The sequence below is a fragment of the Streptomyces sp. NPDC101191 genome (genome assembly GCF_044767915.1).
Taxonomy (GTDB): Bacteria; Actinomycetota; Actinomycetes; order Streptomycetales; family Streptomycetaceae; genus Streptomyces.
Map to the genome: position 1 here is coordinate 162405 of NZ_JBIWOU010000010.1, position 13538 is coordinate 175942.

General features: G+C 75.4%; 11 protein-coding genes. 7 read left to right on the forward strand and 4 right to left on the reverse strand.

Annotation, left to right across the window (positions count from 1 at the left end; genetic code table 11):
* Positions 1-126 precede the first annotated feature (126 nt).
* A complete protein-coding gene (locus ACIRQF_RS32455; RefSeq protein WP_404097785.1) occupies positions 127-933 on the reverse strand; it encodes an aminotransferase class IV in 807 nt (268 codons plus the stop codon).
* 68 nt (positions 934-1001) lie between these two features.
* Between ACIRQF_RS32455 and ACIRQF_RS32460 the strand changes: the two genes are divergently transcribed.
* The 3 genes from ACIRQF_RS32460 to cutA all read left to right on the forward strand — a co-directional run bounded on the left by ACIRQF_RS32460 (position 1002) and on the right by cutA (position 2591).
* Positions 1002-1589, forward strand: a complete 588-nt coding sequence (locus tag ACIRQF_RS32460; RefSeq protein WP_376630203.1) for an NADPH-dependent FMN reductase — start codon at positions 1002-1004, stop codon at positions 1587-1589.
* A gap of 64 nt (positions 1590-1653) precedes the next feature.
* Positions 1654-1875, forward strand: coding sequence for a hypothetical protein (locus ACIRQF_RS32465; protein WP_404097788.1), 222 nt, complete (start codon positions 1654-1656; stop codon positions 1873-1875).
* Positions 1872-2591: a divalent cation tolerance protein CutA gene (gene cutA, locus ACIRQF_RS32470; RefSeq protein ID WP_376630199.1), complete on the forward strand. Its 720-nt coding sequence runs from the start codon at positions 1872-1874 to the stop codon at positions 2589-2591. Before ACIRQF_RS32465 ends, cutA begins: the two co-directional genes overlap by 4 nt.
* 373 nt (positions 2592-2964) lie before the next feature.
* Here cutA and ACIRQF_RS32475 read toward each other — a convergent pair whose 3' ends face one another.
* The 3 genes from ACIRQF_RS32475 to ACIRQF_RS32485 form a co-directional block, all read right to left on the reverse strand.
* Complete coding sequence (locus ACIRQF_RS32475; protein ID WP_404097791.1) at positions 2965-5076, reverse strand: molybdopterin oxidoreductase family protein; 2112 nt, start codon at positions 5074-5076, stop codon at positions 2965-2967.
* A 72-nt stretch (positions 5077-5148) separates the two neighbouring features.
* Positions 5149-5838: a vancomycin high temperature exclusion protein gene (locus ACIRQF_RS32480; RefSeq protein ID WP_404097913.1), complete on the reverse strand. Its 690-nt coding sequence runs from the start codon at positions 5836-5838 to the stop codon at positions 5149-5151.
* A 47-nt stretch (positions 5839-5885) separates the two neighbouring features.
* A complete protein-coding gene (locus tag ACIRQF_RS32485) occupies positions 5886-6596 on the reverse strand; it encodes an aquaporin (RefSeq protein ID WP_382479891.1) in 711 nt (236 codons plus the stop codon).
* 75 nt (positions 6597-6671) lie between these two features.
* Between ACIRQF_RS32485 and ACIRQF_RS32490 the strand changes: the two genes are divergently transcribed.
* From ACIRQF_RS32490 to ACIRQF_RS32505, 4 genes are all read left to right on the forward strand, one after another.
* Positions 6672-7376, forward strand: a complete 705-nt coding sequence (locus tag ACIRQF_RS32490; RefSeq protein ID WP_404097793.1) for a hypothetical protein — start codon at positions 6672-6674, stop codon at positions 7374-7376.
* Positions 7377-7466: 90 nt separating this feature from the next.
* Complete coding sequence (locus ACIRQF_RS32495) at positions 7467-8426, forward strand: sirohydrochlorin chelatase (protein ID WP_404097796.1); 960 nt, start codon at positions 7467-7469, stop codon at positions 8424-8426.
* A 102-nt stretch (positions 8427-8528) separates the two neighbouring features.
* A complete protein-coding gene (locus tag ACIRQF_RS32500; RefSeq protein WP_404097799.1) occupies positions 8529-12077 on the forward strand; it encodes an NB-ARC domain-containing protein in 3549 nt (1182 codons plus the stop codon).
* Between the two features lie 71 nt (positions 12078-12148).
* A complete protein-coding gene (locus ACIRQF_RS32505) occupies positions 12149-13459 on the forward strand; it encodes a deoxyguanosinetriphosphate triphosphohydrolase (RefSeq protein ID WP_404097802.1) in 1311 nt (436 codons plus the stop codon).
* Positions 13460-13538: the final 79 nt, after the last annotated feature.

Consider the following 13538-nt stretch of genomic DNA (forward strand, 5'->3'; position numbering starts at 1 on the left):
CTTCTCGGCGTCACCTGACGGTCCGTGCCGAACGGGTGACCGAGCGCCCGGCGGCTCCGTCGGAGAACCTCGACCGCCCCCGGAGGGGCCACGTCAGAGGACGTCGACCGCCCCGGAGGTGTCACGTCAGAGGACCTCCCAGGGCACCTCCTCCTGCGCCGCGTACACCCGCGCCATCAGCTCCTCGTCGACCCCGAACTCGACGTCGTCGATCAGGGAGACCGGCGAGATGCCGCGCGAGTTCGTCACGAAGGCCGCACGGAAGGAGGGCACGTCCGCCAGGGTCACCCGGCGGGTCACGGACGGCAGCCGCGGGGCGAGCAGCTGCATGGTGATGCCGGCGAGGTGGGGTGCAGACGGCCAGATCACCGAAGAGCCGTCCCAGAAGGCGATGTTGGTGACCGCGCCCTCGGCGATCTCGGCGTCCGGGCCGCCGGTGAGCAGGGCCTCGTCGAAGCCCGCCCGGCGGGCCGCGTCCCCGTGGAAGGCCTGCCCGAAGCCGCCCAGGTGCTTGATGTGCGCGGCCGGCCGCCAGTAGGCGACGGACTTCAGCGACCAGGGCTGCCGGTCGTCCGGGAACGGGGCCCGTACGGTCACGACGGCGTGGGCGCCCTCGTACACGTACACCCGCGCCGACGCGTCCCGCCGGTTCGCCGCCGCGAGCGCCCCGGCGAGCCGCGTCCGTACGAGGCCGACGTCCAGGGCGCGGCCGAACAGCTCCCGGGTGGAGCGGTCGAGCCGGTCCAGGTGCAGACCGAGGCCCCGCACCCGCCCGTCGCGCACCTGCATCGCGGTGAAGTGGCCGTAGCCGCTCATCAGCGTCGCGAGGAGTTCCGGGTCGGCGGCGGGCGCGCCGTCGACCTCGATGTGCAGGGCGGGGGTCTCGGCGGGTTCTTCGGCCGTCTTCTCGGGCTTCCGGTGAGGCGTGGTCATGGGGTCCACCGTATGCCCGGGAATTCCCGCTTGACCTCAACCAAACTTGAGGTACCACGATCCTCGGCATGGACATCACGAACCCGCTCCGTCTCGCCGTCATCGTCGCCAGCAACCGCGAGGGCCGCTTCGGTCCCGTCGTCGCCGACTGGTTCGCCGGACGCACCGCCGAGCGCGACGACTTCACCACCCGGGTCGTCGACCTCGCCGACGTCGACCTGCCCACCGCCCTCTCCCACAGCCCCGGCCCCGCCGTCCGGGCCGAGCTCGCCAAGGTGAGCCCCGTCCTGGCCGAGGCCGACGCCTTCGTCGTGATCACCCCCGAGTACAACCACTCCTTCCCGGCCGCCCTCAAGTCCCTGATCGACTGGCACTTCACCGAATGGCAGGCCAAGCCCGTCGGCTTCGTCTCCTACGGCGGCATCTCCGGCGGCCTGCGCGCCGTCGAGCAACTCCGCCAGGTCTTCGCCGAGATGCACGCCGTCACCGTCCGCGACACCGTCTCCTTCCACCTGGCCCACGGGCAGTTCGACGAGGACGGCGCTCCCAAGGACCCCACCGGGCCCGACACGGCGGCCAAGACCATGCTCGACCAGCTCGGCTGGTGGGCCCGCGCACTGAAGGACGCCAAGTCCACGCGCCCGTACGCCGGTTGACGGGCGGGGCCGCCATGCCGCTCGAGCTCGTCGCGAGCCGGCCCGGGCCCCCTCGGCGGTCGGCGTGGCCGCGGTGATGTGCTGGATCTCGCCGCTGCTCGCCCTGATCGTCCTCGGCACGGTGCCCGTCCCGGTCGGTGCCGCCGCACGCGCCGGGCGCCCGCCCCGGCCGCGGTCCGTCACGCGGTGGGGGCTCGACCGCCGACTCCACGAGGAACTCCTCACCGCCGGAGGGGCGTACGCCCGGCTGCACGCGGCCCCGTCCGCCCGTACGGTGGAGGCGTGATCGTCACCGTCCGCACCACCATCGACGCGCGCGCCAAGGCCGAGGCCCTGGGGCGCGGCGCCGTCGAGGCCCGGCTGGCCGCCTGCGCGCAGGTCTCGGGGCCGCTCACCTCCGTCTACCACTGGCGGGGCGCGATCGAGACCGCCGAGGAGTGGCAGGTCGAGTTCAAGACCACGGAGGCACGCTTCCCGGCCCTGGAGGCGTACCTCCTCGCCTCCCACGACTACGAGACGCCCGAGGTCCTCGCCACCCGGGTGACCCGGGCCGGCGCGGACTACGCCCGCTGGGTCGAGCAGGAGACCGCGGCGGTCCCGGCGATCGAGGGCCCGGTGGACGACGAGCGCCCGTTCTTCGTCTACGGGACGCTGCGCCCGGGCGCGTACAACCACGACCGGTTCCTCGCGGGCCGGATCGGCACCGAGGCGGACGCCGTGCTGTCGGGCGCGGTGCTGCACGACGGGCCCGGCTATCCGTACGTCGTCCCGGCGGAGGGGGGCCGGGTGGTGGGCACCCTGCTGACGCCCGCACCCGGCGCGTACGGCGAGCTGTTCGCCCTGCTGGACCGGCTGGAGCTGCCCGCCGGGTACGAGCGGGTGGCGATGGACGTCGTCCGCGACCGGGACGGGGCGCGGGTGTCCGCCTGGGTGTTCCTGGCGGCGCCGGACGCGCCCCTCGGCCCGGTCATCGAGAGCGGCGACTGGTTCAGCCGGCCTTAGCCCGCGTCTTTCCGGTCGGGCCTGATCCGGAAGTCGCGTCTTTCCGCATCCGGCCTGATCCGGGAGCCGCGTCTTTTCGCGTGCGGCCTGATCCGGGAGCGGACACCGGGGCCCCGGCCTGACCCGGGATCGGACACCGAGGCCCGGCCTGCCCCGGAGGCGCACACCGCGGGCCCGGCCTGACCTGGAGGCGGACACCGGGGCCCGGCCTGACCCGGCAGCCGAGTCTTTTCGCGTGCGGCCTGATCCGGGAGCGGACACCGGGGCCCGGCCTGCCCCGGAGGCGCACACCGCGGGCCCGGCCTGACCCGGGATCGGACACCGCGGACCCGGCCTGGTCCCGACCCCGCCACCTGGGGCCCGGCCCGGTGGATCAGAGCCGGCCGGACCCTGCCGCCGCGTTCCCGGCGCGCTCCAGGCGCACCGCGCACACCTTGAACTCCGGCATCCGCGAGACCGGGTCGAGCGCCGCGTTCGTCAGGGTGTTGGCCCGGCCCTCGCCCGGCCAGTGGAAGGGCATGAAGACCGTGTCGGGGCGGATCGCGGACGTCACCCGGGCCGGCGCCACCGCCCGGCCGCGCCGCGACACCACCGCGACGGGCTCGCCGTCCGCGACCCCGATCCGCTCGGCGAGCCGGGGGTGCAGCTCCACGAAGGGGCCCGGCGCGGCCGCGTTCAGCTCGGCCACCCGCCGGGTCTGCGCGCCCGACTGGTACTGCGAGACGACCCGCCCGGTCGTCAGGACCACCGGGTACTCGGTGTCGGTCTCCTCCGCCGCCGCCCGGTGCACGACCGGCACGAACCTGGCCCGCCCGTCGGGTGTCGCGAACCGGTCGAGGAAGAGCCGCGGCGTACCGGCGTCGGCCTCGTCGGCGCAGGGCCAGAACACGCCCTGCTCCTCCTCGATCCGGCGGTAGCTGATCCCCGCGTAGTCGGCCGGGCCGCCCGCCGAGGCGCGCCGCAGCTCCTCGAAGACCTCCTCGGGGTCGGTCGGGAAGCCCTTCTCCCGGCCGAGCAGGGCCGCGAGCCCGTGCAGCACCTCCAGGTCGCTGCGGACGCCGGGCGGCGGGGTGAGGGCCCTGCGGCGCAGCAGCACCCTGCCCTCCAGGTTGGTGGTGGTGCCGGTCTCCTCGGCCCACTGGGTCACCGGCAGGACCACGTCGGCGAGTTCGGCGGTCTCGGAGAGGACGACGTCGGCGACGGCCAGGAAGTCCAGGGAGCGGATCCGCTCCTCGACGTGCGCGGCGCGCGGGGCCGACACGACCGGGTTGGAGCCCATGAGGAGCAGGGCCCGCACCTCGCCGCCCAGGGCGTCGAGGAGCTCGTACGCGCTGCGCCCCGGGCCGGGCAGGGTGTCGGGGTCGACGCCCCACACGCCGGCGACGTGCGCGCGGGCGGCGGGGTCGTCGAGCTTGCGGTAGCCGGGCAGCTGGTCGGCCTTCTGGCCGTGCTCGCGGCCGCCCTGCCCGTTGCCCTGGCCGGTGAGGCAGCCGTAGCCGCTGAGCGGCCGGCCGGCCTTGCCGGTGGCGAGGCACAGGTTGATCCAGGCGCCGACGGTGTCGGTGCCCTTGGACTGCTGCTCGGGGCCGCGGGCCGTGAGCACCATGCCGGTCGCGGCCTCGCCGAACATCCGCACCGCCTCGCGCAGCTGCGGCACGGCGACGCCGGTGATCCGCTCGACGTGCTCGGGCCAGTGGGCCATCGCCGCGGCCCGGGCGCCCTCCCAGCCCGAGGTCCGCTCGCGGACGAAGTCCTCGTCGACCCGGCCTTCGGCGACGACGAGGTGGAGCATGCCGAGGGCGAGCGCCAGGTCGGTGCCGGGGCGCGGGGCGAGGTGGAGGTCGGCCTGCTCGGCGGTGCGGGTGCGGCGCGGGTCGACGACGATCAGCCTGCCGCCGTTCTCCTTCAGCTCGGTCAGGTAGCGCAGGGCGGGCGGCATGGTCTCGGCGAGGTTGGAGCCGACCAGGATCACGCACCCGGTCCTCGGGATGTCCTCCAGGGGGAAGGGGAGCCCCCGGTCGAGCCCGAAGGCCCGCTGGTGGGCGGCCGCGGCGGAGGACATGCAGAAGCGCCCGTTGTAGTCGATCTGCGAGGTGCCGAGCACGAGCCGGGCGAACTTGCCCAGCGCGTACGCCTTCTCGTTGGTGAGGCCGCCGCCGCCGAAGACCCCCACGGCATCGGATCCGTGGTCGGCGCGGGTCCGGCGCAGCCCGTCGGCGACGGCGGCGAGTGCCTCCTCCCAGGCGGCGGGCCGCAGCGCCCCGGTGTCAGGGCAACGGACCAGGGGCTGGGTGAGCCTGACCCGGGAGGAGAGTACGGCCGGGGCGGTGCGGCCCTTGCCGCACAGCGCGCCCCGGTTGACGGGGAAGTCGGGCCGGTCGACCACCTCGACGGGGAGTTCCCCGGTCTCCCCGGCGCGCAGGTTCATGCCGCACTGGAGGGCGCAGTAGGGACAGTGCGTGGGAACGGTGGTGACCTCTGACATGACCCGAGGATGCGACGGGCGTGTTACGGGCGGGGTCGCGCCGGATTACGGGCGCGGTGCCATGCGCTCAGGTCACCGGGCCGCGACGGGTGAGGCCAGGGCCTTCGTGACGCCGTCCTCACGGGAGCCGAGGAAGTGCGGGTCGGGGCGCAGGGCGGCGTCGAGCGCCGCCTTCCCGGCGGCCGCGAGCTCGCGGGTGGTGCCGTAGTACCAGGTGGCGTCGTGGGGTTCGCCGACCCCCACGCCGTACGACTCCACGCCCGCCGCCCCGCACAGGGCGACGGCGCGCTTGATGTGGAAGTCCTGGGTGACGAGGACGGCCCGGTCCACGCCGAAGATCTTCTTGGCGCGGACGCAGGAGTCCCAGGTGTCGAAGCCCGCGTAGTCGCTGACGACCCTTCCGTCGGGCACCCCGCGCTGGGCGAGGTACTTCCGCATGGCGCTGGGCTCGTCGTACTCGGTGCGGCTGTTGTCGCCGGTGACGAGCAGGACCTTCACCTTGCCGGTGCGGTAGAGCTCGGCGGCGGCGTCGAGGCGGTGCGCCAGGTACGGGGTGGGGCGGCCCTTCCAGAGGCCGGCCCCGAACACGACGGCGACGTCCTGGGCGGGCACGTCGGCCGTGGTGCGGAGCCGGTCCGCGGTGCCCAGGTGCATCCAGGTGGCGGGCGTGAGGGCGAGCACGCCGCCCAGCACGAGGGCCTGGACGGCGCGGCGGCGGCCCCGGGTGGTGCGGGGGAGGCGGGGCAGGCGGACGCCGCGCATCGGGTGGACCTCCGTTGGTCGGGAAGGAGTGGTCACTCCGTCCGACGCTATTCGGCGGGCTTCGGTTCGCCCGGGGCCTGATCCGCTCCGTACAGCAGTGCGGAGAGGCCCATGCCGAGCAGCATGCCGAGGAGCTGCGCGGCGGCGAAGGCGGGCACCGAGCCCGGGGCGATTCCGGTGAACGAGTCCGAGAAGGCGCGGCCGAGGGTGGCCGCCGGATTGGCGAAGGAGCCGGAGGAGGTGAACCAGATGGCCGCGCCGATGTACCCGGCGACGGCGACCGGGGCGAGCGTGGGACGCCCGATGCGGCGCAGGCCCTGGACGACGAGGACGAGTCCGGCGGTGGCGACGGCCTCGCCCAGTAGCAGGTGCAGCTCGGCCCGCCGCTCGGTGGCGAGGGCGGCGCCGGGCGCGCGCCCGAACATCGCCTCGGCCAGCAGCGCGCCCGCGACGGCGCCGCCGAGCTGGGCGCCGATGTAGGCGACGGCGTCGCGTCCGCTCTCCCGGGAGCGGCGGGACCACCACTCGGAGAGGGTGACGACGGGGTTGAAGTGGGCGCCGGACAGCGGGCCGATGAGGGCGATGAGCAGGCCGAGCCCGATGGCGGAGGCGGCGGCGTTGGCGAGCAGCCGGACTCCGATGTCCTGACTGAGGGAGTCGGCGCGGATTCCGGAACCGACGATGACGGCGACGAGGGCGGCGGTGCCGGTGAACTCGGCGAGGACGCGCCGGGGGAGCGGCGCGGGGGACATTCTCATAGTGGAAAAGATATTCCGTGATTCGGAACGAAAAAAGAGGGGAGGGAACGGGTGGGACATCCGTACGATCCCTCGGTGATCACCGACGCCTCCCCCCTCGCGGCCGCCGTCCGCAACAACGCCGACTGGTGCGACACCATGTGCCGCGCTCACGGCCTCCCCGGCTCCTTCGGCCCCCGCGCCTGGACCAACGCGCGGCGCACCCCGCTCTACTACCCGGACGCCGTCAGCCTCACCGAGGACGCCGGGACGCGGGACGTCCTCGCCGGCGTCGACCGGTCGGCCCCCGGCGCCTCCGTCAAGGACAGCCACGCCCGCCTCGACCTGGCCGCCGAGGGCTTCCGGCTGCTCTTCGAGGCCCGCTGGATCCATCGCCCGGCCGGCCTCCCCACCCCTCCGGTCACCGCAGGCCACCGCGTGGTCCGCACGCCCGCAGAACTCGCCGCCTGGGCCCTCGCCTGGAGTGGCGGCGACGCCGACGAGGCGGAGCTCTTCCGTCCCGGACTCCTCGCCGACCCGTCGACCACGATCGTCGCCGGGCACGCGGTCGACGGCCGGATCCTCGGCGGTGCCGTCCTCACCGAGTCCGCCGGCGTCACCGGCGTCTCCAACCTGTTCACGGCCGACGGCGTCCCCGCCGCCTACGCCTGGGCCGGCGCCCTCGCCGCGGCCGATCCCGGCCTCCCCGTCGTCGGCTACGAGTCGGGCGACGACCTCGACGCGGCCCTGGCCGAGGGCTTCGAGGCGATCGGGGCGCTGCGGGTCTGGCTGGACGCCTGACACCCGCCGCTCCGACCGCCGTGAGGCCACGGCAAACACCCGTGACCCGTGCGAAACGGGGCGGCAACCTGGCCCCGGCAGGATCGGCGCATGACGACGCAGGAGCCGGACCTCACGTGTGACAGCAGCGCCGCGGACCTGCTCGGCCGCATCGGGAGCCGGGCAGGCCTGCGGCTGAGCCGGCTGCATCCGCCGACCTGCCACGAGGCGAAGCACGGCGAAGGAACCGACGAAACCGGCACCGCCTTCGCGCCGCCCCCGGAGCCCTCTGCGATGAACCGCCCCCGCACCACGCCGACGCTCGTGGCCGTCGGCCACGGCAGCCGCGACCCGCGCGCCGCCGCCGCCCTCCGGCGGCTGCTCGACCGGGTGCGCGAACTGCGCCCCGGACTCGACGTGCGCCTCGCCCACATCGAACTGAACGGCCCGCTCCTCACCGACACCCTCGCCGAACTCGCCGCCGCGGCCGACCTCGCGGACGGGGGCGGCGGCGCCGTTCTCGTGCCCCTCCTCTTCGCCCCCGGCCACCACGTCAAGCACGACCTGCCCGCGGCCGTCGCCGCCGCCCCGGCCGCGCGGGCCCGGATCGCCGCACCCCTCGGCCCGCACCCGCTCCTCGTCGAGGCCCTCGCCGACCGGCTCGCCGAGGCCGGCTGGACCCCCGAGGACGGACGCTCGCCCGCCACCGGCGTGGTCCTCGCCTCCGCCGGCTCCCGCGACCCCGAGTCCGCCGCCGGCATCCGCCGGGTCGCCGCCCAGCTCGGCGAACGCCTCGGGGGAGTGCCCGTCGTCCCCGCGTACACCTCGGCCGCCGCACCCACCGTCCCCGAGGCCGTCCGCGCCCTCGCCGCCCGCGGCCGGCACCGCGTCGCCGTCGCCTCCTGCTTCACCGCCCCCGGCCTCTTCGCCGCCCGGGCCGCGGCCCACGCCCCCTGGCTGGCCGCCGCCCCCCTCGGCGCCCACCCGGCCCTGGCCCGCCTGGTCCTGCACCGTTACGACGAGGCGCTGACCCGCACCGCCACGCCGAGGGAACTCGCCGCCGTCTGCTGACACTTCCGGTGACGCGGGCCACGCCTGGCCGAAACACCCTTCCCGCCGCCCGGCCCCTGGTTATCGTCGGGCCGTCGGTGCGGCCGGGACGGGGGGTGACTCATGCGCGGTGCCGTAAGGGGCGCGTCGCTCGCCGGGCTCGCGGCCGCCGTGGCCGTCCTGGCCTCGCTCGCGGCCAACGCCGCGACGTCCGACAGCCGTTGGCCCGGAGTCCTCGACCGGATCCGGCAGCAGCCCTGGTGGTGGGTGGCCGGGCTGGCGGCGGCCGGCGTCCTCGTCGCCGTCGTCATGGCCTGGCGGCAGGAGCGGGGCGGCACGGCCGTGGACGACCCGGCCCCGCCACCTCCCGAGACCGTCCCCGACTGGGTGGTCGACCGTGCCGAACGGGCCCGTACGGTCAAGGCCGTGTGCCGCACCCGGGGCCGCGGCCGGGCGGTGGCCATCACCACGTCGCTGGAGGGGGCGGGAGGCTTCGGCAAGACGGTCCTCGCCCGGGCCGTGGCGGCGAGTCCCCGGGTACGCCGCCACTTCCGCGGCCGGATCTACGTCGTCACGATCGGCCGGGACGTCCGCGGCCGGGCCGCGGTCGCCGCGAAGGTCGCCGCGGCCACCGCCTTCGTCACCGGCGACACGACCGCCTTCGACGACCCCGGCCTCGCCGGGGACCACCTCGGCCGGCTGCTGGAGCGCAGGCCCCGCACCCTGCTCGTCCTCGACGACGTCTGGGACGCCGAACAGCTCGACCCGTTCCTGCGCGGCGGCGACCGGTGCGTCCGGCTCGTCACCACCCGCGTTCCCGGCGCGCTGCCGCGCGGCACCGAGCGGGTCCGCGTCGACCAGATGTCCCCCGCCCAGGCCCGCGCCGTCCTCACCCGGGAACTGCCCGCGCTCCCCGAGGCGCTGGTCCGTGACCTCCTGGAGGCCACCGGCCGCTGGGCGCTCCTGCTGCGCCTCACCAACCGGCTCATCATCCGCCGGATCGCCACCGGCGCCGATCCGGCGGACACGGCGGCCGAGGCGCTCCGCGCGCTCGCCGCGCACGGACCCGCCGCCGTCGACGCGGACCCGGCCGCACTCGATTTGGACGATCCCGCACGACGCGCCCAGGCCGTCCGGGCGACCGTGGAGGCGGCCAGGTCCCTGCTGCCGCGGGACGGCGCCCAACGGCTCGCCGAACTCGCCGTCTTCGCCGAGGACGAGTCGATCCCCGTACCGCTGATCGCCCGTCTCTGGGCGACGACCGGCGGCCTCACCGAGGACGGGACGCGCGCCCTGTGCGGCGAGCTCGACCGGCTGTCCCTGGTCTCGCTCACCCCCGACCACGGCGGCCGGATCACGATCCACGACGTGCTGCGCGACTACCTCTACGCGGAGTTGGGCGAGCAGGCCGCGACGACGCTGCACGGCAGCCTTGCCGACTCCATGGGCTCCCGGCCCTGGGACGTCCACGAGGACTTGCGGGGCTACGTCCTCGACCACGCCGTCGAGCACCTGCTCGCCGCCGGGCGGACCGCCGAGGCCGAGCGCGTGGCGGGCGACCTGCGCTGGATCGAGGCGCGACTGCACCAGCGCGGACCGCTGGCACCGTGGGCCGACCTGTCCGGCGTCCCCACCGGCACGGCGGCACGCCTGGCCGACGACCTCACCCGCACCGCCCACCTCCTCACGCCCACCGACCCGCCCGAGCTCCTGACGCACGTGTTGCACGGGCGGCTGGAGTCCCTGCCGCAGTGGCGTGACCGGGTCGCCGAACGCCGCGCGGTGGCCGCGGCGACGGTCGGCCCGCATCTGCGGAACCGCAACACCCCGCCCGACCTGCCGGAACCGGCGCTGCTGCGTACCTTCCACGGTCACACCGCCCCCGTCTCGTCCGTGGCGGTCGCGGCTGACGGTTCCCTCGTCACCATCGGCGCGGACGGGATGGCGCGGGGCCTGGACCCGGACAGCGGCGGGCGGCTCACCGTCGACGTGCGCGGACCCGGCCGCTTCAGGGCCCTCGCGACGACCCCGGACGGCAGGCTGATCGCCACCGGTGCGGGCCGCACCGTCCACTTCTGGACGCCGGACCGGGCCACGCCGCCGACGAGGAGGCTCGGGCCGGTCGGCGACGAGGGGGCCTCGCTGTGCGCCCTCGCGCTCTCCCCGGACGGTACCCGGCTGGTGACGGTCGCCGACGACGGCGTCGTGGAAACGTGGGACGCCGCGACGGGGGAGTGGCTGGACGAGCTCCGTCGTGGTTTCGATCCCGTCCGGTACACCTCCGTCGCGTTCTCCCCGGACGGCGCGTGGCTCGTGATCGGCGGGCCGTACGGCGCCGAGCGGCTCCTCATGGACCACGCTTCCGGGGCGCTGACCGTCGCCCGGGGGCCCGGGGCTCATGCGAACGCCGTCGTCGTCGCACCGGACGGCAGACGCCTGGCGTACGTCGACTCGACCGGGCATCTGGAGATCTGGGACCCGGACGAGGCGGACAGCTTCGGGAGCCGTCACTGGGTCAGGGCTCATGGCAGCCCGGGCACCGCCGTCGCGATGTCCCCCGACGGAAGGTGGCTGGCCAGCGGGTGCGAGCAGGGGACGATCGCGGTCTGGGACGCCGGGACCCTCGACTGCCGGGCGCGCTTCACCGGGCACCCCGGCCGGGTCCACGCCCTCGCGTTCATGCCCGACGGCGACCGGCTGATCAGCGCGGGACAGGACGGCACGGTCCGGGTCTGGGACACGCGGGGTTCCGGACGGCCCGAGGAGGACGACGGCGGGATCATGCGGACCGTCACGGTCGTCGAAGGCGGCCGGCGGCTCGCCGTCGGGCACGGTGACGGGCGTACCCGGCTCTGCGACCCGGCCGGTGACACCTGGAGCTCCCCGCTGGGGTCCCCTCACGGCGACCACCGCGGGCCGGTCGCCTTCGCTCCGGACGGCCGGTGGTACGCCGTCTGCGACGGCTTCGACTCGGTGCGGATCACGCTCCGGGAGACGCCCCAGGACCTCCCCTTCACCGAACTCCGCCCGGAGCGTCCGGCTCTGGCGCGGGCTCTCGCGATCGCACCGGACGGCACCTGGCTCGCCGTCGCCGACTCCGCCAACAGGATCGAGCTGTGGGACTGGTGGGACAGCCGGCGGATCACCTCCCTGCCGGGTCCGGGAGAGGACGCCGGCCGGGCCGGTGCCCTCGTGATCGCGCCCGACGGCACCTGGCTCGCCGTCCTGTGCCACCGCGCGCTGCCCGAGGGGGACGGCGAGGAGTCCCGGGTGTGGGCGACCGGTCTCGGGCCCGGTCGACGCGTCACCTCCCGCCCGGTCGACATCCGCACCGGCGACAAGCTCACCGCCCTCACCGTCACCCCCGACGGCACCGGCCTCCTCACCGCCTCCACCACCGGAACCGTCACCCTCTGGGACCCCCGCACCGGCGCCGAGCTCTCCTCCTTCACCGATCCCGACGGCCCCGTCCACGGCTTGTCCGTCTCCCCGGACGGCACGTGGATCGCCACCGCCGGCGCCATGCTCCGGGTCTGGGACGCCGCCACCGCACGGACCGTCGCCGGTGTGCGGGCCGAGGCACCGCTAACCGACTGCGCCTGGCTGCCCGACGGCCGGGGCCTCGTCGCGGTGGGCGAACGCGGCCTGTACGCACACGAGTTCCGGCCCTGAGGCGGCGGGTCCGGGGCGTGCCGGACCGCGTCCTCGCCTCACTTGTCCGTCCCGCCCGTTACCTTCGGTGCATGGAAGGCATCAGCGAACCCACGGACAACGGCACCCCCGGCTACGACACGACCGCCACCGAGCGCTGGGCCGCCGAGCCCGACAAACGCCCCGGACGCACCGCCTTCCAGCGCGACCGGGCCCGCGTCCTGCACTCCGCCGCGCTGCGCAGACTCGCCGGCAAGACCCAGGTCGTCACGCCCGGCACCCGCAGCCACGCCTGGGACGCCAGCCCCCGCACCCGGCTCACCCACTCCCTCGAATGCGCCCAGGTCGGCCGGGAGCTCGGCGCCGCCCTCGGCTGCGACCCCGACCTGGTCGAGGCCGCGTGCCTCGCCCACGACATGGGACACCCGCCCTTCGGGCACAACGGCGAGCAGGCGCTCAACGACTTCGCCAAGGACTGCGGCGGCTTCGAGGGCAACGCCCAGTCGCTGCGCCTGCTCACCCGGATCGAGCCCAAGCGCTTCACCGCCGACCCCGCCACCGGCGAACCGGTCAGCGTCGGCCTCAACCTCACCCGCGCCACCCTCGACGCCGCCACCAAGTACCCCTGGACCCGTGGCGGCCACCCCACCGACCCCGGCTCGCCCAAGTTCGGCGTGTACGAGGACGACCTGCCCGTCTTCGCGTGGATCCGGCAGGGCGCCCCCGCCCACCGCAAGTGCTTCGAGGCCCAGGTCATGGACTGGTCCGACGACGTGGCCTACTCGGTGCACGACTTCGAGGACGGCCTGCACGCCGGGCACATCGACCCCAACATGCTGCTCGCCGAGCCCGAGCGCGCCGACATCTGGGCCGTCGCCCTCGGCCGCTACGTACCGGAGGACACCGACCCGCAGGAGCTCGCCGACGCCCTCGACCGGCTGCTCGGGGCGGAGTGGTGGCCGCACGGCTACGACGGCTCCGCCGGCGCCCAGGCCCGCCTCAAGGACGCCACCAGCCAGCTCATCGGACGCTTCTGCCTCGCCGCCGAGGGCGCCACCCGCCAGGCCTTCGGCTCCGGCCGGCTCACCCGCTACGACGCCGAGCTGGTCGTCCCCCGCGAGACCCGCAACGAGTGCGCCGTCCTCAAGGCCGTCGCCGACCGATACGTGATGCAGCGCGCCGAGCAGGAGGCGCTCCGCGCCGACCAGCGCATCGTCCTCGCCGAGCTCGCCGAGGCGCTGACCGCCCGCGCCCCCGAGGGCCTCGAACCCCAGTTCCGCGCCCAGTTCGCCGGTGCGCCCGACGACCGTTCCCGCAAGCGGGTGATCGTCGACCAGATCGCCTCGTTCACCGACGCCTCCGCCCGCGCCCTGCACGCCCGGCTCCGCACCCCGCGCGTCTAGGCTCTCTTCCGGATCTTGCCGGGCTCGCGGGGCGGGGTCCCCGCGGGCGTTCCGGACCCGTCCCGGGACGTTCGCCCCC